This is a genomic window from Aestuariibius sp. HNIBRBA575, assembly GCF_040932005.1.
GTDB lineage: Bacteria > Pseudomonadota > Alphaproteobacteria > Rhodobacterales > Rhodobacteraceae > CANLNM01.
Genome location: NZ_CP162414.1, coordinates 790,521 through 817,270 on the forward strand (window position 1 = coordinate 790,521; position 26,750 = coordinate 817,270).

29 protein-coding genes are annotated in these 26,750 nt (G+C 56.0%); 15 read left to right on the top strand and 14 right to left on the bottom strand.

From position 1 onward, the window contains the following. Nucleotides 1–193 precede the first annotated feature (193 nt). The gene (locus AB1F12_RS04075; protein WP_368186773.1) at nucleotides 194–1,615 is read left to right on the top strand and encodes a cytochrome P450; all 1,422 of its coding nucleotides are present in this window, start codon (nucleotides 194–196) and stop codon (nucleotides 1,613–1,615) included. After that, the gene (locus AB1F12_RS04080; RefSeq protein WP_368186775.1) at nucleotides 1,612–2,766 is read left to right on the top strand and encodes an alkane 1-monooxygenase; all 1,155 of its coding nucleotides are present in this window, start codon (nucleotides 1,612–1,614) and stop codon (nucleotides 2,764–2,766) included. Before AB1F12_RS04075 ends, AB1F12_RS04080 begins: the two co-directional genes overlap by 4 nt. A gap of 43 nt (nucleotides 2,767–2,809) precedes the next feature. Here the strand turns inward: AB1F12_RS04080 and AB1F12_RS04085 are convergent, their stop codons facing one another. From AB1F12_RS04085 to AB1F12_RS04095, 3 genes are read right to left on the bottom strand one after another with little or no spacing between them, the layout of a single operon-like run. Further along, on the bottom strand, nucleotides 2,810–3,715 hold the full coding sequence (locus tag AB1F12_RS04085; protein WP_368186776.1) for a U32 family peptidase: 906 nt from the start codon (nucleotides 3,713–3,715) through the stop codon (nucleotides 2,810–2,812). 4 nt (nucleotides 3,716–3,719) lie between these two features. Continuing rightward, a complete protein-coding gene (locus AB1F12_RS04090; RefSeq protein ID WP_368188262.1) occupies nucleotides 3,720–4,697 on the bottom strand; it encodes a peptidase U32 family protein in 978 nt (325 codons plus the stop codon). After that, the gene (locus tag AB1F12_RS04095; RefSeq protein WP_368186777.1) at nucleotides 4,697–5,239 is read right to left on the bottom strand and encodes an SCP2 domain-containing protein; all 543 of its coding nucleotides are present in this window, start codon (nucleotides 5,237–5,239) and stop codon (nucleotides 4,697–4,699) included. The genes AB1F12_RS04090 and AB1F12_RS04095 overlap by 1 nt, the downstream gene beginning before the upstream one ends. A 135-nt stretch (nucleotides 5,240–5,374) precedes the next feature. On the opposite strand from AB1F12_RS04095, the gene AB1F12_RS04100 reads away from it, so the two are divergent. The 3 genes from AB1F12_RS04100 (at nucleotide 5,375) to AB1F12_RS04110 (ending at nucleotide 8,066) form a co-directional block, all read left to right on the top strand. Further along, entirely contained in the window at nucleotides 5,375–6,883 is a 1,509-nt protein-coding gene (locus AB1F12_RS04100; protein WP_368186779.1) for a UbiD family decarboxylase, read from the top strand. Continuing rightward, a complete protein-coding gene (locus AB1F12_RS04105) occupies nucleotides 6,880–7,446 on the top strand; it encodes a UbiX family flavin prenyltransferase (protein ID WP_368186781.1) in 567 nt (188 codons plus the stop codon). The genes AB1F12_RS04100 and AB1F12_RS04105 overlap by 4 nt, the downstream gene beginning before the upstream one ends. Before the next feature lie 98 nt (nucleotides 7,447–7,544). Further along, on the top strand, nucleotides 7,545–8,066 hold the full coding sequence (locus AB1F12_RS04110; RefSeq protein ID WP_368186782.1) for a DUF4329 domain-containing protein: 522 nt from the start codon (nucleotides 7,545–7,547) through the stop codon (nucleotides 8,064–8,066). 128 nt (nucleotides 8,067–8,194) lie between these two features. Here the strand turns inward: AB1F12_RS04110 and ppk2 are convergent, their stop codons facing one another. Continuing rightward, complete coding sequence (gene ppk2 / locus AB1F12_RS04115; protein ID WP_368186783.1) at nucleotides 8,195–9,124, bottom strand: polyphosphate kinase 2; 930 nt, start codon at nucleotides 9,122–9,124, stop codon at nucleotides 8,195–8,197. A gap of 91 nt (nucleotides 9,125–9,215) precedes the next feature. Between ppk2 and AB1F12_RS04120 the strand changes: the two genes are divergently transcribed. Together AB1F12_RS04120 and AB1F12_RS04125 are read left to right on the top strand one after the other, a co-directional pair. Then, nucleotides 9,216–9,566, top strand: coding sequence for a YigZ family protein (locus tag AB1F12_RS04120; RefSeq protein ID WP_368186785.1), 351 nt, complete (start codon nucleotides 9,216–9,218; stop codon nucleotides 9,564–9,566). A 25-nt stretch (nucleotides 9,567–9,591) separates the two neighbouring features. After that, a complete protein-coding gene (locus tag AB1F12_RS04125; RefSeq protein WP_368186786.1) occupies nucleotides 9,592–9,939 on the top strand; it encodes a diacylglycerol kinase in 348 nt (115 codons plus the stop codon). Here the strand turns inward: AB1F12_RS04125 and AB1F12_RS04130 are convergent. From AB1F12_RS04130 to rimO, 4 genes are all read right to left on the bottom strand, one after another. Continuing rightward, nucleotides 9,936–10,337 (bottom strand): thiol-disulfide oxidoreductase DCC family protein, encoded by a 402-nt coding sequence (locus AB1F12_RS04130; protein ID WP_368186787.1) that lies wholly within the window; start codon nucleotides 10,335–10,337, stop codon nucleotides 9,936–9,938. The genes AB1F12_RS04125 and AB1F12_RS04130 overlap by 4 nt on opposite strands. Before the next feature lie 173 nt (nucleotides 10,338–10,510). Next, the gene (locus tag AB1F12_RS04135; RefSeq protein ID WP_368186789.1) at nucleotides 10,511–10,717 is read right to left on the bottom strand and encodes a DUF3892 domain-containing protein; all 207 of its coding nucleotides are present in this window, start codon (nucleotides 10,715–10,717) and stop codon (nucleotides 10,511–10,513) included. Then, nucleotides 10,717–10,926 carry a hypothetical protein gene (locus tag AB1F12_RS04140; RefSeq protein ID WP_368186790.1) on the bottom strand — a complete coding sequence of 70 codons (210 nt, stop codon included), beginning with the start codon at nucleotides 10,924–10,926 and terminating at the stop codon, nucleotides 10,717–10,719. Before AB1F12_RS04140 ends, AB1F12_RS04135 begins: the two co-directional genes overlap by 1 nt. Nucleotides 10,927–11,484: 558 nt before the next feature. Then, complete coding sequence (gene rimO / locus AB1F12_RS04145; protein WP_368186792.1) at nucleotides 11,485–12,882, bottom strand: 30S ribosomal protein S12 methylthiotransferase RimO; 1,398 nt, start codon at nucleotides 12,880–12,882, stop codon at nucleotides 11,485–11,487. 96 nt (nucleotides 12,883–12,978) lie between these two features. Between rimO and AB1F12_RS04150 the strand changes: the two genes are divergently transcribed. After that, on the top strand, nucleotides 12,979–14,505 hold the full coding sequence (locus AB1F12_RS04150) for a pentapeptide repeat-containing protein (protein ID WP_368186794.1): 1,527 nt from the start codon (nucleotides 12,979–12,981) through the stop codon (nucleotides 14,503–14,505). Here AB1F12_RS04150 and AB1F12_RS04155 read toward each other — a convergent pair. The 5 genes from AB1F12_RS04155 to AB1F12_RS04175 form a co-directional block, all read right to left on the bottom strand. Beyond that, on the bottom strand, nucleotides 14,502–14,885 hold the full coding sequence (locus tag AB1F12_RS04155) for a VOC family protein (protein WP_368186795.1): 384 nt from the start codon (nucleotides 14,883–14,885) through the stop codon (nucleotides 14,502–14,504). The two genes, AB1F12_RS04150 and AB1F12_RS04155, sit on opposite strands and share 4 nt — an antisense overlap. A gap of 88 nt (nucleotides 14,886–14,973) precedes the next feature. Beyond that, the gene (locus tag AB1F12_RS04160) at nucleotides 14,974–15,744 is read right to left on the bottom strand and encodes an SDR family NAD(P)-dependent oxidoreductase (protein ID WP_368186796.1); all 771 of its coding nucleotides are present in this window, start codon (nucleotides 15,742–15,744) and stop codon (nucleotides 14,974–14,976) included. A gap of 110 nt (nucleotides 15,745–15,854) precedes the next feature. Then, nucleotides 15,855–16,691, bottom strand: a complete 837-nt coding sequence (locus AB1F12_RS04165) for a DMT family transporter (RefSeq protein WP_368188265.1) — start codon at nucleotides 16,689–16,691, stop codon at nucleotides 15,855–15,857. A 288-nt stretch (nucleotides 16,692–16,979) separates the two neighbouring features. Continuing rightward, on the bottom strand, nucleotides 16,980–17,561 hold the full coding sequence (locus AB1F12_RS04170; RefSeq protein WP_368186798.1) for a GcrA family cell cycle regulator: 582 nt from the start codon (nucleotides 17,559–17,561) through the stop codon (nucleotides 16,980–16,982). A 161-nt stretch (nucleotides 17,562–17,722) separates the two neighbouring features. Then, entirely contained in the window at nucleotides 17,723–18,598 is an 876-nt protein-coding gene (locus tag AB1F12_RS04175) for a DMT family transporter (protein WP_368186800.1), read from the bottom strand. A gap of 58 nt (nucleotides 18,599–18,656) precedes the next feature. Between AB1F12_RS04175 and AB1F12_RS04180 the strand changes: the two genes are divergently transcribed. The 4 genes from AB1F12_RS04180 (at nucleotide 18,657) to argF (ending at nucleotide 22,709) form a co-directional block, all read left to right on the top strand. Beyond that, the gene (locus tag AB1F12_RS04180) at nucleotides 18,657–19,190 is read left to right on the top strand and encodes a ClbS/DfsB family four-helix bundle protein (RefSeq protein ID WP_368186801.1); all 534 of its coding nucleotides are present in this window, start codon (nucleotides 18,657–18,659) and stop codon (nucleotides 19,188–19,190) included. A 64-nt stretch (nucleotides 19,191–19,254) separates the two neighbouring features. After that, a complete protein-coding gene (locus AB1F12_RS04185) occupies nucleotides 19,255–20,232 on the top strand; it encodes a glycerophosphodiester phosphodiesterase family protein (RefSeq protein WP_368186802.1) in 978 nt (325 codons plus the stop codon). A 319-nt stretch (nucleotides 20,233–20,551) separates the two neighbouring features. Continuing rightward, nucleotides 20,552–21,718, top strand: coding sequence for an aspartate aminotransferase family protein (locus AB1F12_RS04190; RefSeq protein WP_368186804.1), 1,167 nt, complete (start codon nucleotides 20,552–20,554; stop codon nucleotides 21,716–21,718). A 64-nt stretch (nucleotides 21,719–21,782) separates the two neighbouring features. After that, nucleotides 21,783–22,709 carry an ornithine carbamoyltransferase gene (gene argF, locus AB1F12_RS04195; RefSeq protein ID WP_368186805.1) on the top strand — a complete coding sequence of 309 codons (927 nt, stop codon included), beginning with the start codon at nucleotides 21,783–21,785 and terminating at the stop codon, nucleotides 22,707–22,709. Between the two features lie 72 nt (nucleotides 22,710–22,781). Here argF and AB1F12_RS04200 read toward each other — a convergent pair whose 3' ends face one another. Next, entirely contained in the window at nucleotides 22,782–23,801 is a 1,020-nt protein-coding gene (locus AB1F12_RS04200; RefSeq protein WP_368186806.1) for an NAD(P)-dependent alcohol dehydrogenase, read from the bottom strand. A 109-nt stretch (nucleotides 23,802–23,910) separates the two neighbouring features. On the opposite strand from AB1F12_RS04200, the gene AB1F12_RS04205 reads away from it, so the two are divergent. The 3 genes from AB1F12_RS04205 (at nucleotide 23,911) to AB1F12_RS04215 (ending at nucleotide 26,749) form a co-directional block, all read left to right on the top strand. Continuing rightward, complete coding sequence (locus AB1F12_RS04205; RefSeq protein ID WP_368186808.1) at nucleotides 23,911–24,795, top strand: LysR family transcriptional regulator; 885 nt, start codon at nucleotides 23,911–23,913, stop codon at nucleotides 24,793–24,795. An 86-nt stretch (nucleotides 24,796–24,881) separates the two neighbouring features. Beyond that, entirely contained in the window at nucleotides 24,882–26,234 is a 1,353-nt protein-coding gene (gene aroA / locus AB1F12_RS04210) for a 3-phosphoshikimate 1-carboxyvinyltransferase (RefSeq protein ID WP_368186810.1), read from the top strand. Then, on the top strand, nucleotides 26,231–26,749 hold the full coding sequence (locus tag AB1F12_RS04215) for a hypothetical protein (protein ID WP_368186811.1): 519 nt from the start codon (nucleotides 26,231–26,233) through the stop codon (nucleotides 26,747–26,749). Before aroA ends, AB1F12_RS04215 begins: the two co-directional genes overlap by 4 nt. The last annotated feature ends 1 nt before the right edge of the window (nucleotide 26,750 follow it).

Sequence of the window (26,750 nt, forward strand, 5' to 3'; positions counted from 1 at the left end):
ACAAAACGTGCTTTGGGGGCACGACATCAGAATACCCTGCGCTATGACGCGTTGTCGACTGCGGCGCTTGGTAACACTTACCTGCGGATATTGTGCGGAAATTTGGCAAATTTTGACGATCGTCAATGACGCGGGACAGACAGGGGGCAAGGAATGCGGACCAATAAAATGTTCCCATCCTACGGAGTTCCACGTGTTTGACGCCCCCCGCAATTCAGCGCCAGAATTGCCACCAAAACCTGCCTCACGGGAAGAAAGGGTTTCGCTCTGGACCTATTTTCGGTTGTTCAAAACCGACATCCTGTCAGCACAGCCTGCACGGCTTTATCGGGCTTGGATGGCGGAAATGCGCACGCCGTTTTTTCGATCATACCTTTGCAATGATCCGGATCTCGTTGATTTGGTTTTGAAAAAACGCGCAACGGATTTCCCCAAGTCTGAGCGCATTCGCGTGGGGTTAAAACCGCTGCTGGGCGAGTCTATTTTCATATCAAACGGCGATACCTGGGCCCGCCAACGGCGGATCATCGATCCGGCCTTTGAGGGTGGGCGATTGCGAGAGGTGTTTCCGGCGATGTGGGACAGTGGGGTGGCTGCGGTCGCACGATTAAAGCCGCTTGCGGATGGGATGCCGGTCGACATCGAAAGCCAAACCAGCCATGTCGCCATGGATGTCATTTTTCGCACATTATTTTCCGTTCCGATTGAACATGAAACCGCCCAAAAAGCCTATGAAGCGTTTTGCCAGCATCAAACGGCGCAGCCCGTGGCGGGGATTGCTGCGGTATTGCCGTTTCCCAAATGGGCCCCACGGTTTCATTCGCCAAAAACTTTGCGCACGGCCCGCACGATACGCGACCTGATCGGACAGCTGATCGATGCACGGTCACAGGCCATCAAAGCGGGAACCGCGCCTGATGATTTATCCACCAAAATCATGACAACCCCGGACCCTGAAACAGGGCAGGTATTCAACGCCAAAGAAATGATCGACCAAGTCGCGATTTTCTTTTTGGCGGGGCATGAAACGTCAGCGGCGGCTTTGGCGTGGGCGCTGTATTTGCTGGCCACCCATCCAGATTGGCAGGACAGGCTGGCCCAAGAGGCGCACGCAGCGTTGGAGCCCGATAAAATCTATTTTTCAGCCCTGTCTAAACTGCGCCATTCCCGCGCGGTTTTCCGTGAATCAATGCGGCTTTATCCCCCGGTGCCGATGTATGTACGCCAAACCGCTGGTCGTGGAACATTCAGGGGGCGCCGTATCAAAAAAGGGTCGCAGATTATCCTAAGCCCGTGGCATTTGCATCGGCATGAACGGCTTTGGGATCGTCCGGATGAATTTGACCCCAGCCGGTTTGACACCCCCAATGGCAAACAATGTCTGCGATCTGCCTATATCCCATTTTCAGCAGGTCCAAGGGTGTGTCCCGGTTCAGCATTTGCGATGGCCGAGGGGCCGCTTTTGTTGTCGATGTTGGTACGCGCCTATCGGTTTGATGTGGTCGATGGGGATCGACCCGTTCCGGCCGCCCATCTGACAGTTCGATCCGCCAATGGCATTCGCCTGCGCCTAACGCCCCGGTTACATGACACAAAACAGGATGCAAATTCATGACGTTTGCGCCTTTTAATCCCACCCCTCAGGGCCGCCTCAAAGCGTGGCCTTATTGGGTCACAATTCTATTTGTACCCTTGGTGATTTTGGCCGTGGTTTATGGCGGCTGGACGATATTGTTGATCCCCGCATTTGGGTGGGTTTTGATGCCTCTGTTGGACACGATATTAGGCCAGGATCTGCGCAATCCGGACCCTGACACACCGGTCGAATGCCTGTTCTGGTTCCGATTGCTGACCTGCATCTGGTTTCCCATCCAGTTTTTGCTGGTTTTTGGCACGCTTTATTACCTGTCTCATGTGGGGCAACATTCTGTGTTGGAAACATTTGGGATCATGTTTGGGATCGGTGTCACAACCGGGACCGTGGGCATCGTTTACGCCCATGAATTGTTTCACAAACCCAACCGGATTGAGCGAAATCTAGGTGATTTGCTGTTGGCGTTGGTGCTTTATGGGCATTTTCGAACCGAACATTTGTTGGTGCATCACCCCTATGTTGGCACGCCGCGGGACACGGTGACGGCGTGCTATAACGAAGGGTTCCACCGCGCGTTTGCCCGCACCCTGACAAAAGGATTTGGATCAGCGTGGCGCGCCGAAAAGGCAATGCAAGCCCGGCGCGGTCGTTCGCCGTTTCATCCGTCCAATCCGATCTGGAAATATCTTGGATTGCAGACGGGGTTTTTGTGCCTTGCATTTGCGGTTGGTGGATGGATCGGCGTTGGGCTGTTTGCGTTTCAAGCCTTTGTTGCGATCTGGCAATTAGAGCTGACCAATTACGTAGAACATTATGGCCTGACTCGAAAATATTTGGGGGATGGAAAATACGAACCCGTCAAGCCGCATCATTCATGGGATTCCGCACATCGTGTGTCGGGTCTGTTGCTGATCAACCTGCAACGCCATGCGGATCATCATGTGCATCCGCTTCGCCGGTTTCCGCTGCTGCAAATCTATGACGAAACACAGGTCCCCATGCTGCCAACCGGATATCCGCCTATGACGGCGATTGCGATGGTGCCCCCGGTGTGGCGTCGCCTCTTTAACCCGCGGGTGCGGGCATGGCGCAAACAATTCTATCCAGAAATCACGGATTGGACGCCCTACAAAACGATGTCACACCCCACCCCCAAAGGCGCGGGCGGCTAGATTGCCGGACTGGTGGACCGGGGGGGGGGCGAAATGGGGCAGCCTACGGGCTGGCGGTCAGACCGGACCAATCCGCACCGCGTTGCCCCGTCAAAAACCCATCAGACAGGCGGGCATTGCCGTCTATCTGGTGGATTGCGGCTGCGGTCTGGGGGCCATCGATTTGCCCGTCCAGCAATTGGCGATAGAGATGGCACAGCTCTATGAACCCTGTTGATTGCGGTGACAATCGCAGGGCCGAAACCCCGGCCTGGGTCAGGGCCTGCACGTGATGGGCCACACTGGCATATGTATCAGACAGGGTTTGCACCCCGTTCATGGCCATAAAGGGCTGATCATCCAGCGTTTTCACGTCTTTTCCATCGGGGTCCTGATCACAGGCGAATTGGCAATTGTCTTTGGTGCGGCCATGCAAACGGGCATGATAACACCGCCCAGAAATCGCGAGCGGCAATCGTCCATGCCCCCACACTTCGATTGAGACACCTAAATCAGCCCCCGCTGACGCCAGCGTTTCCACGGATTTCAAAGGCAGCTCGGGGGGCAAACACACCCGGTGCGCCCCACGTTTGGCCAACCAAGCCAGCGTGCCTTCGTTATAGACGTTCACTAAGGGGCCCACCGAAAATCCCGCGTCTTGCGGCAAAAAGGGCAGGGCGGTCAGATCGTTCACTTCGATTTCGACACCCATTTCGGCCAGCTCTGCCATCTGTTTGCGTTCACGTTTTAGCGTGATCAACGCGAGACTTGTCAAAGCAACGGATTTTCCCGCGGCCAATAAGGTCGCAACAGCATCCGGGATGTGATCCTGATAAAACGGCAATCGTTTGGAACAAACCAGTTCACCCAGAACAACCCGGTCAATGGGCGCCTGCGCGAGGTCCCGGTAAAGCGCAGCCCAGCGATCGGTGGCCCAGAAAAACTGATTTGGCCCAATAGTCAGGTCCATGATGTCATCTCCATGTTTTCTTATAGGCGCCGGTTGTCATCGCTTGGCCTTCGGATAAACGGGCCAACATGCCTTCTGGCAGTGGTTTACCGGCGTCCAGCGCATCGACTGCGGCGCGAAAATTGCGCACCACCTGTGCGACATAGGACCGAGATCGTTGGCGGCCTTCGATTTTCAGGGCGGTGACACCTGCCTTTTGCAACTGCGGGATCAGGCGTTCGGCGTTCAGGCTGACCGGGTCTTCGAACAGGTGGCCGGTTTTGCCGCCCGCGCCAAAACAGCCTTTGCACAATGTTGGATAGGGTGCGGGATCATTTTTGCCGACCCGGTGAATGGTGTATCCGCCCAGCCGGGCGTCCAAGACACCGTGATCTTGGCTGTATTTCACATGGCTGGCGGGCGAACACACGCCGTTCATATTGGGGGATTGTCCGGTCGCATAAGACGATAGCGAACACCGGCCTTCTGCCATGACACATAGTCCGCCAAACACAAATACCTCTGTTTCGATGGTGGTTTCCGCGTTGATCGCGGCGATTTCAGGCACCGACAGGACACGTGGCAATACCACCCGTTTGATCCCGAATTCCTGGGCATAAAAATTGATGATGTCGGCATTTGCAGCGGCGGCCTGAACCGACAGATGTCGCCGCAGGGTCGGGTGGTGATGCGCCGTAAACGCCAGCAACCCCGGATCAGCCAAGATCACCGCATCCGCGCCGCAGGTTTGCGCATCCCCAATCGCGCGGTGCCAAATGGCTTCTTCGCCCGCGCGCGCAAAGGTGTTGATCGCAACCAGCACCTTGGCACCATGGGCATGGGCAAATGACACGCCGTCGCGCATTTCATTGCGATCAAAGTTCAACCCCGGAAAATTGCGCGCGTTGCTTTCGTCGGCAAAGCCGCAATAAATAGTGTGCGCACCGGCCTTTACGGCGGCGCGCAAAGCGGCCGGGGTGCCTGCGGGGCAGACGATTTCCATTACCATGTTTCCACCTCATCCGGTCTGGTCAAATGGACACCGGTATGCCGTTCCCAAAATGCCATCATGTTGTGCAACGGGCGGGCCAGCGGCCCTGAAAGGTTCAATAATTCCTGCGAAAGATCGAGCTCCGCGTCATCCACCGCATTGCGCAAGGCAAGCGTCGCGGCGGTTTCGCCTTCGATCACCAGATCACGTGAGAAAAACAAAGCATCCCCATCATAGACCCCATGCACCAGCCCAATCAGCGCAGCCAACGGTCCGGCGATCCGTGCAGCGCCAGTCCCCGAACCGCGGATCACGGTCACCTTTGGGGTGCCGCCATTTGGGTCCAGAAGAATGACAAATGGCAAATCGGTTGGATCCAGCACATACCGTTTCTGGCCATGCACCCCGAGCCGCCGAAACAATGCGGGGTGATTGCGCGCCGTTTTACGGGCAAAAAGCGTCAAGGACGCGGATAATGGCGCAAGCGGCACAAACCGCAATGGATAGGTCAACGCCAATGGAAGGCGTGAAATCTGAGCGGGCGACTGGGACAAACAGAGATCCTTTGGGACGGGGCTGATCCGGTTTGGTCTTGGTAGTCGTTTGCGTGTTTGGGCAAATTGACGATCGTCAATTTCGCGGCGCATTTCTGCTGATAGGCAGCGCGGGGTCCAATGTCAGGAAATTATGTGCGCACCTTGCCTTCATTCCCCAGCCTGCGCAGCTATCTCAGCTGGTGCGATGAAACCGGGCAGCTATTGCCAGTGCCGCAGCCTGTTTCGGTCCGTCATCAAATGACAGCGGTTCATCGCAATATTCTGGAACGCAAAGGCCCTGTTTTGCGGTTTGATCAGCCGGTTCAGGGGGATGGCGGTCGCTTTGATATCCCGGTTGTGGCCAATCTGTTTGGTACAGGTGAACGTGTCGCGGCGGGATTGGGGATGGCGTTGGATCAGATCGATGATCTGGGATCGTTTCTGGCCGCCCTCAGAAGCCCAACGCCGCCGGACGGATTGCGCGATGCGTTGGCGCGCTGGCCGATGCTAAAAGCTGCGTTGGCGACACGGCCAAAGATCGTCAAATCGGCCCCGGCCCAGCAGGTCGTTTTGCAAGGCTCTGATGTGGATCTGACGGCGATCCCGGTGCAGACCCATTGGCCGGGTGACGCGGCACCATTGATCACATGGCCGGTGGTTATCACCCGGTCCTGCGCCACAAAACAGGCCGATATCGGGGCCTATAATGCAGGGATTTACCGTGCGCAGGTTTTGGCGCGTGACCGTTTGATCATGCGTTGGTTGCCCCATCGCGGCGGCGCGGCCCATCACCAAAGTTGGGCGCAAAATGGCCAAAAGACGCCCGTGGCCATCGCGCTGGGCGCGGACCCTGCAACATTGCTGTCGGCGGCTCTTCCGCTGCCGGAAACGGTGTCAGAACTGACATTTGCCGGTGCGATTAACGGCCTGCGCCCGCGCATGGTTGCGGCCAAAACCGTGCCATTGATGGTCCCTGCTGAGGCGGAAACCATCCTAGAAGGGTGGGTCAGTCCCACCGAAACCGCCCCCGAAGGACCGTTTGGGGACCACACAGGGTATTACAACAGGGCCGAGCCATTTCCGGTGGTGCAGATCACGGCAATCACCCATCAAAAGGACCCGCTTTATTTGTCGACCTATACGGGGCGTCCCCCCGATGAACCGGCAATCATTGGCGATGTGTTTAACAGGCTTGCCCTGCCGACAATTCGGGCGCAAATCCCCGAAATTCGCGACCTTTGGCTGCCAGCGGCGGCGTGTTCTTATCGCATTGCTGTGGTCAGTATCGCCAAACGCTACCCCGGTCAGGCGCGGCGTGTGATGATGGCGCTTTGGGGGATGTTGCCGCAGTTTAGCTACACAAAAATGGTCATTGTTGTGGACCCGGATATTGATGTCAGAAACTGGGATGACATTGCTTGGGCGCTGGCGACGCGCATGGATCCGGCGCGCGATGTAATGCATTTGGATGATACGCCTATGGATTACCTAGACTTTGCGTCACCGCGGCCCGGTTTGGCCGGGAAAATGGGCATAGATGCCACCATAAAAATCGACGCTGAAACCAACCGGGATTGGGGCGAAGTGATGAAAACCGCGACGCAGGACGCAGAGTTCGCGGCGGATTTGGTCGCACGATTGATGCCGCAGGTGACAACATGAACGCCCCCCGAGTGATTTTAGGGGTGTCGGGCGCATCTGGTGCGGCATTGGGCCTGTCGGTGGCCCGACAATTGGCCGCGCTGGACGTCGAAATCGATCTGGTGATCAGTGCAGCGGCGCACCGGACCTTGGTTCAGGAATGCGGCCCAAATGCGTTGGCTGATTTGCAAATGCTGGCCACGCGATGCCACCCTTTGTCCAATATCGGGGCCAGCATTGCGTCGGGATCGGTGCCTGTGACGGGCATGATCATTGCGCCCTGTTCCATGCGGTCCCTCGCCGCGATTGCGCAGGGGCTGGATGATAACCTATTGACCCGATCCGCCAGTGTTCAGCTCAAGGAACGCCGCAGGCTTGTGCTGTTGACCCGCGAAGCGCCTCTGACATTGGCCCATCTGCGCAATATGACGGCTGCAACGGAACAGGGCGCCATCATCCTGCCGCCGGTTCCGGCGTTTTATTTAAACCCGGACAATGTGACTGATATCGTCGATCAGATCGCCGCCCGCGCCATCGATCTGTTGGCGTTGGCCATGCCCATCGCAAAGCCATGGGCAGAATAGTGAGATACGGTCACACGCCTGATGACTTCGGCTTTGATGTTGACAGATCGACTGAATGGGATACCGATAAAGCCGTTCAATCTATAGGATTATTCCAAATGTATCGTATCTTGATGCCACTTGGGCTTGCTCTTTCATGTGTTGCGACGACCGTTGCCGCACAATCACAAGAGGAAGAAGCCCTCATTCGACAGACATTCGCAGAAATCAATCCTCTCTCGTTTGAGAAAGGGATCGAATATTGCGGCTATGTTGGGTTTACGGCCTCAGGTGAATTGGCGGTTTCCCCACCCACCGCAGGCGCGACCAGCAGCTGTTTGGCGGATGACCCCACAAACCTGGAAATTACAACCGCATCATATCATACGCACGGGAATTTTTCGACCGAATATTCCAGCGAAACGCCCAGCGGCGCTGACATGGAAGGCGACGAAGAAGAAGGCATCGATGGCTGGGTAGCGACACCGGGCGGACGGCTTTGGTATGTTGATACAACCGACATGGAAACCTACCAAGTCTGCGGCATTGGCTGCCTGCCCAAAGACCCGAATTTTGTTGAGGGTGATGATGGCACGATTGAACAAAGCTACAGCTATGACGCGCTGGTTGCGCGCTTCTGATACGCTTTTCTACGCTGGTTGTTTGAAATGGTGCAGGCATTTGCACAAAAAGCCGGGCCCCTGTGACGGGACCCGGCCTGGGTAAGGCAACCACGCTGAGAGAGGGAGAGAGGCGTGGAAGTCTATACTCAGCTCTGAACCCGACGGGTGTCGGGGTGTAAACTTTTGCCCAGGATATGTTCCGATTGATGGATTTCATGGGCCGCTGCATTGACGATTTCAGGGTCCGGTTGCCCGACCACATCGTGATCCTTGCCCGGATAATCCAACGTCGACAGGAAATGACGCATGCAATTGATCCGCGCACGTTTTTTGTCGGTCGATTTGATCACCGTCCATGGTGCATCGGCGGTGTCGGTGTAGAAAAACATCGCCTCTTTGGCCTCGGTGTAATCACCCCATTTGTTCAGCGACGCTTTGTCGATGGGGGACAGTTTCCATTGTTTCAACGGATCCAATGCGCGGCTATCAAACCGGCGTTTTTGTTCATCCTGCGTGACTGAAAACCAGTATTTATAAAGCCGGATGCCCGACCGCACCAACATGCGCTCCAATTCCGGCGTCTGACGCATGAATTCAAGGTATTGGTTTGGCTCACAGAACCCCATGACCCGTTCCACACCGGCGCGATTGTACCAGCTGCGGTCATACAGCACCATTTCACCGGCAGTGGGCAGATGGTCGATATAGCGCTGGAAATACCACTGGCCTTGCTCTTCTTCGGTGGGTTTGTTCAGCGCAACCACACGCGCGGCGCGCGGGTTCAGGTGTTCGGTAAACCGCTTGATTGTGCCGCCTTTACCGGCCGCATCGCGCCCCTCAAACAGCAGAACAAATTTCTGACCAGTTTCCTGCGCCCATAGCTGAACCTTCAACAGCTCGGCCTGCAGCTTTGCCTTTTCGGCTTCATAGGGACGACGGGCCATTTTTTCGGGTTTCGCGTCACTTTGCGCAACAACAGGTTTGGCAATAACAGCGGGTTTCGCGGCGGTTTTGACGGGCTGCGGCTTGGTGTTGGCGGCGGCAGGTTTTGTGGTTGCTGTGGTGGATGTTGTCATGTTGGCCCTCTCTTTTGTATCTCGCGCAAACCCTAGCAGCCCGGGATCCGCGGGGCCTTGACCTGCATCAACCACAGCGGGAAAAGGGGGAATGAAAATCATTGAAAACGTCGCCAGCGATCGTGGATCGAAATATGCCGTGTCCGGCGCCCCCGTCACATCCGCCGACGAAGCACGCGCCTTTATCAAAGAATTGCGCCGCAAGAAAAAGTTCGCCAAAGCCACCCATAACAGCTGGGCGGTCCTGTTGCCCGACGCACCGCTGAAAAACGATGACGGCGAAAGCGGGGCGGGCATGATCATCGTTCGGATGCTGGAACGCGAAGCCCTGCAGGGGCATCTGATCTGTGTGACGCGCTGGTATGGTGGCAAACATCTGGGCGGGGATCGGTTCCGCCACGTGCAGGATGCGGTGCGGATTTATCTGGATCAGTTGACCTGACCCATTTGGGCGCTAGGGTGGCGCAATGATATACTTTATCAAACGGTTAAAAATGCGTTGCATCTGGAGCTGGGCCGGCGTGGTCGACGCATGGCAGAACGAACATTCGTTTCGCAGCTGGGTCTGGGCCAATGTGGTTTCGGCGCTCTTTGCGCTGTGGTTTCTCAGCGGAATGGAACTGGCGCTGATCCTGATTTTGGGCGTGCTGGTTTTGGCGGCCGAGCTGTTCAATACGGCACTGGAACGGGCGGTGGATTATATCTCAACCGAACCGCACCCTTTGGCCAAACAAGCCAAAGACGCAGGCAGCGCAGGGGTCGCAGTGACCGCCTTTGCTGCGGGGCTGGCTTGGGTGATTGTCGTGTTTAGTTAGCCGTTTTTGCTAGGGGTGCGGGCTTTGCGGCGTTTGTGCCAGCGATAAATCACCGGCGCGATCATGCGATCATACAAAAACACCGAGGCAGGGCGCAGGATCGGCCAACCCGCGACGCGCGCCAACCAGCGATACCGCGGCATCTGCGCCCATAACAGGCGAAACGCAGGCATCCCCGACAGCAATTCCCCGCGATGGGACACATAAAGCCGCCGCGCCGCCCTGTCCGGGGTCAGGCCCCACCGGGCCAGCCCCGCGCCGTTGAGATCATCAAACCGGATCGGCAGGCCGTTATCGTCGCTATAGCGCGCGTAGCGACTAACCTCAAAGTGACAGACGGGACATTCCGCATTGTAGAGGACCTGAGTGTCGCTGGGGGTTTGATCGGTTTGGGTCATAGGGGGAATATGGGGGCAGAAGGCAGGGCGGGCAATGTGGCAAAGCGTGGCAAGGCGGATCAAGACTATTTAGGCTATGCCGCGCAAGGACCTCGGGGTGGGTGCAAAGCGCCCTCCCCATGGGGGAGGTCTGGGCGCTGCCCAGCTTTGCTGGGCAACGCCATTTTTAGAAACTATCGGTTCACATTGTCATTCGTAGATGAATCTGGGTTGTCCCGAACGTAACGCTCACCATCCCGCTCATAGATATGCCTCCCGGGGTGAAGCCCATCTTCGACTTCACGCACAACAACATCTCTGGGGACGTTGTGCCTGTTGTCCACGCGATAGCTTTCGTTTCGACCATTGGGGCCATCATTGTTGCCGGTGATTTTAGACATCAGTAATCCCCCTTAAACTCAAGAGGAGCAATTGTGGCGAAACGTTTGCCGCTGATCACTTCTGAAACCCGCCCTTGGTTGACGTCAAACTTTGCCGCGATCTGAGCTTGGTTTAGATTTGTATTGGTCCAAAGCCACTTGATAAACCCAGCAACAGTTGCCGTCATTGTTGGACTTTTCAGGCGCCCACGCCTGTTGAAAGAAGCCATTTGGCGTTCTCCCTTCTTACTACGCTCTTGTTAGACAGGTCAGGACTATGCTAGGCAAAGGTGTGAACTTTGGGGCCGTAGTTTTAGTCCTGAGCAGCCGGCTGCTTTCGAGCATTCTACAGCCTCCGAAAAATGAACGGGTCAGAGAGAATCTCTGGCTCGTTTTTTTCGTAACTGCAGTATCAGGGGGGATTCGTGCGGCGTCAAGATGTGCCCGCGGGGTACGCAACATTTACTCTCGCACACAGGGTGTTGTGGGTCAATAGGAAATGTCCACAAAAACTTGATCTTGCGACTGGATGGTTTTGTAAGGCATTGATTTGTAACTGTTTATGGGCGCGCATCCAAAGTTTGGGCGTCCACAAAAAAAATGTGAATATTTCACCTAAGGGTCAGGTTAAAATCCTCACACGTTAACAAAGAAAATGTCATTTTATGAATTGTTAACCACTAGTCCCCCGCATGAAATGTCTGGGAATGATTCTTCTTGGGCTTCCAATATCTTCAATAATAGGGCTCCGCCCGTAAACTCGGGAAACGATCCCCCGGATCGTTTCTTTATCCGAGTTTACCCCACAAATCATATTCCCCAGCCTCATCGACTTCGACCGACACGATGTCGCCAACCGACAAACCCTCGGTTCCGACATCGATAAACAGGTTCCCGTCAATCTCGGGCGCGTCGGCTTTGCTGCGGCAGGTGGCGATGCCGTCGCTGTCGATGTCGTCCACGATCACGTCCAGCGTTTTGCCCACTTTGGCGGCCAGCTTGGCTTCGGAAATCGCTTGGGCTTTTTCCATGAAACGATCCCAGCGATCCTGTTTTACATCTGCAGGCACATGGTCTGGCAGGGCGTTTGACCGCGCGCCATCGACGTTTTCGTATTGGAAACACCCCACACGGTCCAGCTGGGCTTCGTCCATCCAATCCAGCAGGGTCTGAAATTCGGCCTCGGTTTCGCCGGGATAGCCAACGATGAACGTGCTGCGCAGGGTGATATCGGGGCAGGTGTTGCGCCAAGCGGCGATTTCATCCAGCGTTTTGGCCGCCGCCGCAGGGCGGGCCATCCGTTTTAGCACATCCGGGTGCGCGTGCTGAAACGGGATATCCAGATAGGGCAGGATCAGCCCATCCGCCATTAACGGGATCATGTCGCGCACATGCGGGTAAGGGTAAACGTAGTGCATCCGCACCCACAGATCGCGTCCAGATCCAAGCGCCCCCAGATCGCGCGCCAGATCGGTAATATGGGCGCGATGCCCGCGTTCCGTGGCGTGTTTCAGATCGACCCCATAGGCCGACGTATCCTGCGAAATCACCAGCAATTCGCGCACGCCGTTTTCCACCAGCTTTTCGGCTTCGCGCAGCACTGCAAAGGCCGGACGCGATGACAGGCGACCGCGCATATCGGGGATGATGCAGAATTTACACTTGTGATTGCAGCCCTCAGAAATCTTTAGATAGCTGTAATGGCGCGGGGTCAGGGACACGCCTGACGCCGGCAGCAGATCGACAAACGGATCGGGGGACGGGGGCACAGCACCATGCACCGCATCCAGCACCTGTTCGTATTGATGCGGGCCGGTGACGGCCAGAATGTTGGGGTGATGTTCGCGGATATAATCGGGCTCAGCCCCTAAACAGCCGGTGACAATCACCTTGCCGTTTTCCACCAATGCTTCGCCGATCGCATCCAGACTTTCGGCCTTGGCGCTGTCCAGAAACCCACAGGTGTTGACGATCACCGCATCTGCGCCGTTGTAATCGGGGCTGATCGCATAACCTTCGGCGCGCAGACGGGTCAAAATGCGTTCGCTGTCGACCAAAGCTTTGGGACAGCCAAGTGACACCATCCCGATGGTCGGCTGACCGTCACGTTTGGTTTCGGTAATGCGGCCCCCGAATTTTGGGGCAGGCGCGAGGTCGGGGCGAAGATCGGGCGGATTGCTGGACATGAGGGCCGTATAACGATGCCGCAGCCAAAGGGGAATGGGGTTTGACGCGGGAATGCGCATCGCTAGGCTGCACTTAACGCAGAATGTGAGCCGAGTATGAGTGACCAACCCACCCAAGCCCCCGACACCGCCGCGCCCACCGGGCTAACACCCGCGAATGAGAACCCGTGGTATGTGCTGATGACCCTTTATGGGGAACAGGATGGGGAAGAGATTGACGAGTATATACAAGAAAAAAACCGACGAGCGTGGAATGCTTGGGTGAGTCAATCTTTGTCGAATGCAGAGCTGCGATGGTATTTATCAGAATTGAATTTATATACTCCGCATCAAATTATAGTTGAAGAGGAGCTAATCGCTTGGGAAAAACTGTCGGCTGAAGTTCAAAGAATACATCAGCGAGAAATGACTGAGCGGAATGAAAAGGGAGGGAAAAACTATCTGTACAGAGGATTACCGAACCCTGACGAGTGCGTAGATCTATCAAGTTTGAACATGCCAAAGACCTTGAATGTTTCAAACTATTTATTCCTTTCTTCACTTCGCATGCGGAACTCCAAATGCGATGCATTAGAAGCATATGGTGCGTGCTTTTTTAGGCCGGTATCTCTAGCAAGCTCTAGATTTAATCGCTTGGAATTTGTGTCGTCGGTCGCTTGTAAATCGATGAGTATGGAAAACACGCAGGTCGCGGATCGATCATCATTCGATAGTTCAATTTTTGTAGGGTCAGCGAACTTCGGCCGCTCTAAATTCATGGGTTATTGTGATTTCTCTAGAACCAAATTCCTTGGCGAAGCGCGTTTCTTCTTAACAAGCTGGTACGATAGAGCACAGTTTGATTTCGCTGAATTTAGACAGCTAGCCAGCTTTCAAAATGCTTTGTTCGATGAGCATGTTAGTTTTGCAGATTGTCATTTCGGTCATCGCACACCACAGGGGCCATCTGGAGTAAACTTTACCAATGCCCGTTTTGAAAAGCCAGCTACATTTCGCAATGCTAAGTTTGATGACCAATATCCGATCTTGTCTAATACAAAGCTAAATGATCGGTTCATTTTTTCTACAGAAATTGAGCATTGGCCGGTGGTAAAGAAATATGCTTCATCATTTCTTTCAAGGAAGAGCAATAAAACGGCCTATTCTCCTGAATTAGTGCAAGCGAAGGAGTCATGCTCCATCATTCGCCACTCCCTCACAAATCAAGGGTTCCATGAAGACGCGCATTTCTTTTTTCGGCGCGAAATGGGCTTTTCCGGGCGAATTGGACCGATTTGGCATAGGGTGCCGTATTTGATCTACGGCGCACTGTCGGATTACGGCTATTCGATTGCCCGGCCAGTGTTGTGGATGGCGTTTTTGTGGATTGCCGCGACGATGGTTTATGCGCGCGTGCTATGGCATCCGGCGGATGTGGGGTGGGTGCAATCTGGCCTCACCGGAGCGGCGTTTTCATTTGCCAATATGTTCAAATTCTTTGGGTTTCAGTCGCTGTATTTCGATGGTCAGGTCAACAATGCCGACCCGGCTATCCAAACCTTAACGGCGGTTCAGACCATCTTTGGCTATGTCCTGCTGTTTTTCCTTGGGTTGGGTCTGCGTCAGCGGTTCCGTTTGCGTTAATCGGGTTTATCCACGTGTTGGTCGATGAAAATCCCGTTGCCGTCTGGGTCCTTTAGCGCCAAATGCGCGGGGCCTGTGCTGCCGGGGTCGGCCTGCATGTCCAGTGATATCCCTGCGGTTTGCAGATGCGCCTGAATGGAGCGCACATCGTCGAATGCGTCCAATGGCTGCGCGTCCGGGGACCAGCCGGGATTGAACGTCAGCATGTTGCCTTCGAACATGCCGTGAAACAGGCCAATCGTGGCCGATCCATTGCGCAAAATCAGCCAGTTTTGGTCGATATCGCCGCCAATGGTCGCAAAGCCAAGGGTTTCATAGAACGCTTTGGATGCGTGAATGTTTTCGACAGATAGGCTGATGGAAAAGGCACCGAGTTGCATTGTTTTTCGCTCCGGGTTGCGCGATAAGGACCGCGAGAAGCCCCTTTATACCATGGGCCCCTTCCATCCCGAAGACAAATTGGCGATGCTATTTCGTCTGCATGTTGCGCACCATTTTTAGCACCCGGCGGCGGGGCAGAAATGGCATGACCCAATTCATCAGGACCTGCAGGCGCGTTTCATTGATCGCGCGCAATTCACCGGCCATCATGGCGCGGTATCCAAATGCGGCCACATCCGCCGCGCTAGCGCCGCCTTTGGCCAAATCCGTGCCGTTCAGGTCTGCGGTGTCCATAAATTCGGTGGCCACAGCGCCCGGTTCCAGTGCGGTCACGGTCACGCCTTTGTCGCGCAACTCTTCGTCCAAGGCTTGGGAAAAGGACGACACAAATGCCTTGGTGGCGAAATAGGTCGCCTGAAGGGGGCCAGGCATGTAGGATGCGGTCGACGACACGTTGAGGATTTTGCCACCGCCACGCGCCGCCATATCCCGCCCGAAATGATGGCACAGGGTCATCAAAGCGCTGACATTTAGGTCCACCATCGCGTGATCCGCCGCCAGATCCCGGTCAATAAACGCGCCATGCCCGCCAAAGCCAGCATTGTTGATCAGCACCTCAATCGGGCCAATCGCCATGGCCTGTTTGGCCAGATCATCTGCCCCGCCCGGTGCGCCCAAATCCAGTGAAATGGTGTGCACGGTGACGTAGTATTTTGACTCTAGTTCGGATTTCAACGCCTGCAATTCAGCATCACGTCGAGCCGTAATGATCATATCACCGCCCAGACCTGCGTGAAACCGCGCCAGTTCCCGGCCAATTCCCGATGATGCACCAGTGATGAGGGCGAGGTTAGGCATAGGACGATCCTTTATCAAAAAACATCTGTGGCTGATTTGGATGTAAGGCCACGCGGTGAAATCACAAGTTTGTCGGTCGGAAATGTCGGCAATCCCGACATTTTGTTTCTTTAGCGTGGTTTTGACGGGGATCGCCACAAAATAAACAGACCTGACAGCACAATCAGAACACAGCCTTGCGCCATCTGCCAGTCCAGTGTTTCGCCGAAAAACAGCACCCCAAAGGCAATCCCGATCAGCAGGCGGGAATAGCGAAACGGGGTGACGGCGGATACGTCGCCGGTACGCATCGCCTTCATCAGGCCGGAATAGGCCAGAACACCGGCGACCACGGCCCCGATCATCATGGCCCAGATGCGCAAGTGGGGCATCACAAAGGCTTGGCCGTCCCAAAGAGCATAGAGCCCGCCCGCGACGATCACCGCCAAGAAGCCATAAAACCCCAAAACCGATGTGGACAGCGTGGATGGCGCCGCCCGGCTGGCCAGATCGCGCCCGGCAAAGCCTAACATGCCCAACACGGCCAAAATCGACAGCATCGAAAAACTGTCCGACGTAGGGCGCAGGATGATCAGCACGCCGATCAATCCGATCACGATGGCCAACCAACGTCTCCAGCCGACATGTTCGCCAAACGCAATTGATGCGCCCGCGACCACAACAATCGGTGTGGCCTGCAGGATCACCGTCGCCGAGGATAAAGGGGTCAGGGTGATGGCCAACCCATAAAAAAGCCGCCCGGTGATTTCGAACAAAACCCGGATGCGCATGGGTTTGGACAAAACCGCCGCTTGCAGCAGCGACGTGCCCTGAAGCCGGGCCACTATCGCAAATAGGATCGCACCGCCCAGGCCAAACATCATCAGGATCTGGCCGATGGGCAGTTGGACAAATGTCGCTTTTAGGAATGCATCCTCAACCGCGAAGCCCGTCATCGCCGCAACCATGAACAAGCTGCCGATCAGGTTGGCCCGTGCGTTTGCAGGGGCGTTTGCCGGGGCATTTGTAGATGCGTTTCGGGGGGCGAGGTTTTGCATGAATATTCCTGTTTGAACACCGACCTGATGGTGGATCAGGGCGATGCAAAACTGGTACGCGGGTGCAGGGCGATGCACAACAACCAAGATCGCCAAAAGCTGCGGCCAAGGGGCGACACCAGCGGGGTGATCAGTCACCAAGCCAACGAAAAAGCCCCGCCAGTTTGGCAGGGCTTTGTCAGATCAATATGTCCGGGATTACCGGCGGCGGTCGCGCCGTGATGACATGGGCTGAAACGCCACGCCGACATGGGCTTCGCAATAGGGTTTGCCTTGTTGAACGGGCAGGCCGCAGAACCAGAAATCTGGAGTGGCCGGATCGCCGATGGGCCATTTGCAGGTCCGTTCGGTCAATTCCATCAGGCTGATTTTCTTAGCGCCTTTTTCCACTTCACTGACCTTGGCCAATGCTTCGGGGCTGATTTCATTGGCCGAAGGCTGTGGTGGCAATGGCTGGCCCGCGGGAATGATCGCACGGCGCGCTGGGCTCATGGGCAGCGGCTTGGATGTGTCGATCTCTGGCTTGGCCGCCGGGGCGGCTGCCTTGGGCTCGGCCTTGGGTTTGGGGGCCGCTGTTGCCTTGGGCTTGGGCGCGGATTTTTCTTTGGTGGTTTTTGCCGCCGTTGTTGTGCTGGTCCGGTTGGACAGCCCCAAACGGTGCACTTTGCCGATCACTGCGTTGCGGGTAACCCCGCCCAGTTCCTTGGCAATCTGGCTGGCGGACTGGCCTTCGCCCCACATCTTTTTAAGCAGCTCAACCCGCTCGTCGGTCCAGGACATGGCATTTCCTTTGGTAAGGGGGCGCGCGTGAAACCGCCCGACCCATCTGAATTCGTCAGCATCCTATTTTAAGCACCCTTGGCCGGGATACAAGCGCCTGTCGCGGGATAATACGGATCGTTTGCATGCGCGACCTTTGAAACACAGCTATGAAGGCGAGGTTAACGGGCGATCCGCGCCTCACGAAAGGCCAATAACGCCGCCCCGGCAATGATGACACCGGCACCCAGTAGCGATACGATGTTGGGCCAGGATTGGAACGCCACCCCATCATAAAGCGCGACAAAAACCAGCGTAAGGTATGAAAAAGGCGTGATAAAACTGGCCTCGGCGCGGGCAACTGCGTTTAGAAAACAGGTTTGCGCCAAGGCCATTAACACACCAAGCGCCACCAAAACCGCCCATTGGGCCGCATTGGGCATTTGCCAAACCGGGATCACAACCAGACTGGCAATCGAAAAGCCAAGAATATTATTCACCAACAGGATTTTCAGTGGTTTTTCGCGCCCTGACAGTTTCTTCATAAAGATCAGCTCTAGTCCCAGCGCCATGGCCGCGCCCACGGCCAGCAATGCGGCGGCCTGAAACGTGGCAAAGCCGGGGCGCAGCAGGATCATTGCGCCTATCAACGCGATCCCCGCGGCCCCCCAGCGGACCGGCCCCACCCGTTCACCCAATAGGGGAATGGCCAGCATCATCCCAAAGATCGGGTTCAAAAAACTAAGCGCCGTTGCATCCGATAACGGAATGCGGGCCGCTGCGGCAAACATCAGCGTCACCCCCAACGCGCCACAGGTCGTGCGCGCGATGTGCAATCGCCAGTGCGGCCGGGTAAAGGCAGGGCGGATCACGGCCGTGGCCACCAAAAAGGCAAGCAAGGCAAATGTGAACCGGCCATGGGTTACCTGCAATGCGGGCAAAGCAGGGCCAAGCGCATCCGTGCCCAGCAATTTCGCGCTCAGCATTGTGCCAGCGATGAACGCCGTCGCTGTGATCATCAATAGGATCGCGAGCCGGGGATTTTGTTGATGTAACATGACGCGGATCAAGGCGTCAGTTCGGCGAAAGTGTCAATCAGTTTCAAAGGAGATCGCCATGCCTGCAGCGACGCACAAACTGGACCTGATCAAAATCGCCGACAAAGAATATGCCAAATTGCAAAAACTGATCGCGGATATGCCTGCGGATCAGGCCCTGCGCAAACGCGAACAAGACACTTCGATCAAGGATGTGATCGGCCATCGTGCCCACTGGATTGCGTTGTTTTTAGGGTGGTATGTGGATGGGTTGGCGGGCAAACAGGTTTATTTCCCCGCCCAAGGCTATAAGTGGAGCGATCTGAAATCCTATAACGCCATGTTGCGCGGGCAGCAGGCGGATTTGGGCTGGGATGATGTGCGTGACATGCTGGCGCAAAATCATGCCGCGCTGATCGATTTCATTCACACACGGGATGACGGCGCGCTATATGGTGGCCCAATGCAGGGCGCTAATAACAAATGGACCCCCGGCCGCTGGGCCGAAGCTGCGGGCCCATCCCATTATCGATCTGCGGCCAAATGGGTGCGCGCCTGCATCAAGAAAGATGCGGCAGATTGCAAAAACACGGGGCGACACGCAGGGGCTTAGCGAACTTTTGCCATGCTGTGAAATCTAGCTTTTCAAAACCTGAATCACATTGTAACCACTTCACATGTTAAAGTTTTTTAAGCGTTTCGTCTTTGTTATTGTTGTGGTTGGCCTCGGTCTTTGGGCTGCAAACTCTTCATTGTTGGTTTCACAAGTCGAGAGTCACAAAACCCGTGTCATTGCCCATCGCGGTGTGCATCACATTTACACAGGATCAGATCGGTCGGTCGATTCTTGTCATGCCTCTCCTGTGGAGCCAATCGAACATCGTTTTATTGAGAACACGCTGCCATCCATGCGCGAAGCCTTTCGCCTAGGAGCGGACGTTGTTGAAATCGATGTTCACCTGACCAACGATAACGTTTTTGCCGTGTTTCATGATTGGACCGTGGATTGTCGGACCGATGGGACTGGTGTCACCCACAATCAGAATTTTGCCGATCTCCAAGCTCTCGACCTTGGCTATCGTATCGATGATGGCAGCGGTTCGTTTCCACTTCGGGGGCAGGCGATTGGGCAAATGCCTGACCTGCTCACCGTTTTATCCCAAGATATGGGTGGCGCATTTTTGGTGAATTTCAAGAGCACGCGCCGCGGTGACGGTGTCGCTTTGTTGGCACTGCTTGAAAACCCAGAATTGCGTGAACGGGTTTACGGGGTTTATGGTGGCAGCTCGCCAACACAGGCCGTCATCGATGCGCCACTTGGCCTGCGCGGTTTTGACAAAGCCATGATTAAAAGCTGCCTAATGAGGTATTTTGCAATCGGTTGGAGCGGGTATGTACCAGAAGTCTGCCGGGACACGATGATTGTCGTTCCGCAGAATTACGCTGGTTTTTTGTGGGGCTGGCCGCATCGTTTCACCCGCCGTCTAGGTGACAAAGGCACCGACGTTATTATCGCCGGTCCGTATGACGGGTCTGGTTTCATCAGCGGTATCGACGATGCGACCACTCTTGCCAATGTGCCAGAACATTTCGACGGATATATTTGGACGAACCGGATCGAACTTGTTGGTCCGACCGTTTCTTCTGATCAATAGAAACAGGCATTTATCATTGTGGTCGTCCCTGTCCCATTGGGTCGACACAACTATGCGCGGTGGTGACACAATCGTCCGTACGGGATGCAACGGATTTCGCACCGTTTCATGCCGCCCCACCAAAGGGGTTCACAGACGCGATCGAATGCTCTACACGGGCCGCATGATGACATATGCACTCATTTTTGTCCGACGCCGACGCTAATTAATAGCGTTGTTTCGTCGCGCCTATGCGCATCTCTTCTCCAAATCTCTGCAAATTATTGACACAGCCCTGCCGCTACGGCACCAACGGGCTTTCTGTTGAAGGACCACAGACATGATCCCTTCCGTATTGCCGACTTATAATCGCGCCCCTTTGTCGTTCGAAAAAGGCCAAGGCGCCTGGCTTGAGACCGCAGAGGGCCGACGCATGTTGGATCTGGGCGCTGGGATTGCGGTGAATGCGCTGGGCCATGCAAACCCTGAACTGGTCAACGCCTTGACCGATCAGGCGCAAAACCTGTGGCACGTGTCCAACCTCTATCAGATTCCTGCCCAGCAGAAATTGGCGGATATGCTGGTCGATCTCAGCTTTGCCGACACCGTGTTTTTCACCAATTCCGGCACCGAAGCCTGCGAATTGGCCGTAAAAATGGTGCGCAAATACTGGCACGATCAGGGCGAACCCCAAAAAATCGACATTCTGACCTTTGACGGCTGTTTTCATGGCCGGTCATCTGCGGCCATCGCGGCGGCAGGGTCGGAAAAAATGATCGGCGGCTTTGGCCCGGTGCTTGAGGGATTTGTACATCTGCCTTTCCTTGATCTGGACGCAGTGCGCGCCGCCATCTCTGACACAACCGCGGCGATCCTGATCGAACCGGTTCAGGGCGAAGGCGGCATTCGCACGATCCCGGATGCAGATTTGCAAGCTTTGCGCGCCATCTGTGATGAACACAGCATTTTGCTGGTTCTGGACGAAGTGCAATGCGGCGTTGGGCGCACGGGGCGTCTGTTTGCACATGAATGGGCGGGCATCACGCCGGACATCATGATGGTTGCCAAAGGCATCGGTGGCGGGTTCCCGTTGGGGGCCGTGTTGGCCAAAGAAGCCGCCGCCAGAGGCATGGTCGCGGGCACACATGGGTCCACCTATGGCGGCAACCCACTGGGCTGTGCTGTGGGCGCAAAAGTGCTGGAAATCGTGGGGGATCCTGCATTTCTGGCCGAGGTGAACCGCAAATCCGCCCTGCTGCGCCAAAAGCTAGAAGGCCTGATCGCCGCCCATCCAGATATCTTCGAAGAGGTGCGCGGCGCGGGGCTGATGCTGGGGCTGAAATGCAAGCTCAGCAACATGGATTTGGTGCAAGCAGGCTATGATAACGATGTGATCACCGTGCCTGCTGCGGATAACGTTGTGCGGCTTTTGCCCCCGCTGAACCTGACAGATGACGACATTGATCAGGCGTTCAAACGTCTGGATCAGGCGGCCTCTGCCCTTTGATATATAACGGAATTTCCCGTTTAGTGAATTTGGGGCGGATGCCTCTGACGAGAAAGACAAAGATATGAATCATTTTCTGGATATCAACAAAACCGACCCGGCCGCATTGCGGGGCATCTTAGATCAGGCCGCAGCGATGAAATCTGCGCGTGCTGGCCTGCCAAAGGGCACGCTGGACGCCGAGCAGCCCTTGAAAAACCACATGGTGGCGTTGATTTTTGAAAAACCATCGACCCGGACCCGCGTTTCGTTCGACGTTGGCGTGCGGCAAATGGGCGGGCAAACTATGGTCCTGTCCGGCACGGATATGCAGCTGGGCCACGGCGAAACCATTGCCGACACGGCGCGCGTTCTGTCGCGCTATGTTGATCTGATCATGATCCGCACCTTTGAGGAACAGACCCTGCTGGAAATGGCCGAATATGCCAGCGTTCCGGTGATCAACGGCCTGACCGATCGCACCCATCCCTGCCAAATCATGGCCGATATCCTGACATTTGAGGAACAGCGCGGGCCGATCGCTGGCAAGAAAGTTGTCTGGTCTGGCGACGGTAACAATGTATTTGCCAGCTTTGCCCATGCGGCGGGTCAATTTGGGTTTGATCTGGTCTTTACCGGGCCGGAACCACTTGATCCCGAACAAGGTTTCATTGACGAAGCCCGTGCCAAAGGCGCAAATGTGACCATCGAACGCGACCCGGTAAAAGCCGTCAAAGGTGCCGATCTGGTGGTGACGGATACGTGGGTGTCGATGCATGATCCGCAATCGGCCCGCGAACGGCGCCACAATCAGCTGCGCGGATATCAGGTGAATGACGCGTTGATGAGCCACGCAAAATCAGATTCGCTGTTCATGCATTGTCTGCCCGCCCACCGCGATGACGAAGCCACCAGCGCCGTGATGGATGGCCCCCATTCGGTGATTTTTGACGAAGCCGAAAACCGACTGCATGCCCAAAAGGCCGTGATGCGGTGGTGTCTGGGGCAGTAATTTGCCCAGAACGGTATAAAAGAGGCCAGAGCTGGGATTGCTCTGGCCTTTTTCGTTTAGGACAGTGTTTGATCAGGACACGGTGACATTGCCGCGTTTGCGGCCTGTTTCCACGTAGGAATGGGCCTCTGGCAGGTCAGACAAAGGCCAGGACCGGTCCATCACAGGGCGCAGTTTCTCTTGGGCAACGAGGTCCAAAATCTGCGCCATCATAGGGCGCAACTCTTTGACGGGTAACATGCCTGTGGCCGAAAATTGCGCCTTTTTGCGGGTGAATTTGCTGCGCAACATCGCACATAGCAATCCAAGCCCCAAAACCGGTGACAAATAGCGGCCCGTGCGGGTCAGAACCGGATTGCAATCGTCGAAATTCGACACGCCCAGCGTGTCATAGATCACATCATATTGGCGTGTGTCCTGGGTAAAATCGGTGTCCGTATAATCAATCACATGATGCGCCCCAAGCGACGCCACCAGCCCGGTGTTGCGGGTGCTGCATGTGCCTGTGACCTGCGCGCCCAATGCGGCGGCGATCTGCACCGCTGCGGTGCCAAGTGATCCAGAAGCGCCTAAAATCAACACTTTATCATTGGGGCGAATTTGGGCCAGCTGAGATAAAAAGTTGAACGATGTCAGGGGGCCGTCGCACATTCCTGCGGCTTCGGCATGGGACAATTGCGCGGGTTTATGCACCAGCATGTAATCCTCTGGCAGGCAGATATGGCTGGCGTTGCCGCCAAATCGCAGCCCCGTTTCCCCAAAGATTTCATCGCCCACTTTGAACTGGGTCACATCGGTCCCGACGGCTTGAACCACACCGGAAATACCTGTGCCGATCCGGTCTTGTTTGGGTTTGCCCAGCCCGAGAAACAAGCGGGCAAATTTTGGTGTGCCAGCACGCATCATCCCGTCGGCGCGGGTGACGGCTGAGGCGTGAATTTTGATCAGCACCTCGCCTTTGGGTGGGGTTGGCACGGCAAAGGATGTGGGTTCCAACACTTCGGGTCCGCCATATCGCGTGACGCGCCATGCTTGGGCGAATGAGGTGGAGGAGGCAGCCTGAAAGGTTGTTGTTGCGGATTGGTGGGTCATGGAATGGGTCCTAATTGGGGGTGTTAACTTGACGGGACCGATCTAGCACGTCAAAATTGACCCATGAATTGCCTGAAATGCCCACCTATGGATCAAAAATGAACCACCTATGATGGATTGGAAATCTGTGCCTGCGTTTCTGGCCGTGGCCCGAGAAGGATCATTGCGGGCGGCGGCGGATCATTTAAACGCAACCCATGCGACGCTGCGACGTCAAATAGAGGCGCTGGAGGCGCAGCTTGGGGCGCAGTTGTTTCGGCGCGCGCAAAATGGTCTGCATTTAACCGCCGCCGGCAAAACATTGCTGCCCCAAGCGTTAGAGGCTGAGGCGCAATTGCTGCAAGGGTTCAGCGCCGTGCAAGGGCTGGACCGAGAGGCCAGCGGTCACATCCGGGTGTCGGTGGACCCCATGACGGCGCATTTTTTGCTGGCCCCGGTATTGGCGGACTTTTCAGCGCTTTACCCTGAAATTGATCTGGAACTTAGGCTGTCATTTGGCATCGATTCCATCGAAAAACTGGAAACAGATGTGTCGATCCGACATGTGACGCAGGTCCAAGAGGACGTGGTCGGGCGCAAGCTATTCCCGCTCAATATCGGGGTGTTTGCGGCGCGGGATTATCTGGATCGCGCCTTGCCCAAGGCAGGCCCCAAAGGGCAGGGGCTGGATTGGATTGGTTATGGGCCAGAGCCGGTATTGCAACAAATGATCGCTCAATCCGCCTTTCCCAAAGGGCGCATTCGTCATTCCATCGCGGATCCTGAAATGCACCTGCATATGGCCCGCGCCGGGGCCGGGATGACGTTTTTGGCCAATTGGGTGCAGGCGCAATTCCCCGAATTGCAACGGGTGCCCGGCACCAAATTCGAAAGCAGCCGGTCGACTTGGGTGTTGCTGCACGGCGATTTGCAGCGGGTCAAACGGGTGCGGCTGTTTGTGGATTACCTCTGTGCGGCGCTGTTGGAACGGCGCGCGGACTTTATTGGCGACTAAGCGATGTCAAATCCGATGGATGTTTTCGTTTCTGTCGTCTAAACCGGCGTTAACGCAATCATTGCATATATAAGACGAGGACCCTCATGTCTGGCCACGGCACCCCGATCCCTATGACCTCTCGTAAATGCGGGCCGCTGAAAGGCGTCGCAAATGTTCCCGGTGATAAATCCATTTCGCATCGCTCATTGATCCTTGGGGCGATGGCTGTGGGCGAAACCCGCATCACTGGCCTGCTCGAAGGTGAAGACGTGCTGGATACCGCCAAGGCTATGCGGGCCTTTGGGGCTGAGGTCACGGATCATGGCGGCGGCGAATGGAGTGTGCATGGCGTCGGCGTTGGCGGTTTCGCGGAACCCGACAATGTGGTGGATTGCGGCAATTCCGGCACCGGCGTGCGGCTGATCATGGGCGCGATGGCCACGTCGCCGATCACCGTAACCTTTACCGGGGATGCCAGCCTGAATGGCCGCCCCATGGCGCGGGTCACAGACCCAATCGCGTTGTTTGGCGCGCAATCGGTGGGCCGTGCCGGGGGCCGTTTGCCGATGACAATTGTGGGCGCCCAAAACCCGGTGCCTGTGCGCTATACCGTGCCCATGCCGTCGGCACAGGTGAAATCCGCGGTGCTGTTGGCCGGGCTGAACGCGCCGGGCGAAACCGTGGTGATCGAAACAGAGGCAACCCGCGATCACACCGAACGGATGTTGGCCGGGTTTGGCGCAGATATCCGCGTTGAACAAACCGAAGAAGGCCGGGTGATCACCCTAAAAGGCCAGCCCGAATTGAAGCCGCAAACCATCGCCGTGCCGCGCGATCCGTCATCTGCGGCATTCCCGGTCTGCGCGGCGATCATCACCGAAGGGTCGGACGTGCTGGTGCCTAATATTGGCCTGAACCCAACCCGTGCGGGGCTGTTTACAACCCTGCGCGAAATGGGGGCAGACCTAACTTATGAAAACGAACGTTTTGAGGGCGGCGAACCTGTGGCCGATCTGCGGGCGCGGTTTTCACCGGACCTGAAAGGCATCGAAGTGGACCCCGCACGCGCCGCATCCATGATCGACGAATATCCGGTCCTGTCCGTTGTGGCGTGTTTTGCCAAAGGTCAGACCGTGATGCGCGGCGTCAAAGAATTGCGCGTCAAAGAAAGCGACCGCATTGATGCCATGGCCAAAGGTCTGCGGGCCGCAGGTGTGACGGTAGAAGAGGGCGAAGATTGGTGGATCGTCAACGGTCTGGGCCACGGCAATGTGCCGGGCGGGGCCACCGCCATGGCGCAACTGGATCACCGGATCGCCATGTCGTTTATGATCATGGGCATGGGCACCAATGCGCCGATGTCTGTGGATGACGGCAACCCAATCGCCACATCGTTCCCGATTTTTGAACCTTTGATGGCGGAACTGGGTGCCAACGTTGAACGGGCAAACCGTTGATACGATGTATTTTCTGGGGGCTGTTTGCGGCCACAATGGCGATCTATGTGACAATGATCACATGGACATTGCCGACCATTCAGGCCGCAGCTGGGGGGCTGCCTGCCTTTGATATGCGTCCGGGCGGCTATGATTTTGCCGCCGCGCAAACGTTTCTAACCGCGCTCAGCCAAGACGGGCGTGACCTCTATCTGGGCGCGCAACACCGGTTGGATTTAATCTATCCGGGGTTGCTGGCTCTGACCTTGATCCTTGGTTTGCGACTGGTCTGGGCGCCGCGATTGGCCACGCAATTCAGCATCGCCGCCTGTGTCGCAGCGGTTGCGGATTACACCGAAAACATGTTGGTGGGACGTATGTTGCGTCAAACGGTGGATGCTGTGACCCCTGACATGGTTGCGTCGGCCAATTGGGCCACCCTGGTCAAATCCGCAGGTGACACAATCGCAATGACCGCGTTGTTGATCGGCGGATTGTTGGCGCTGTATCGCCGTTTTCGGCCCGCCAAATCCTGAT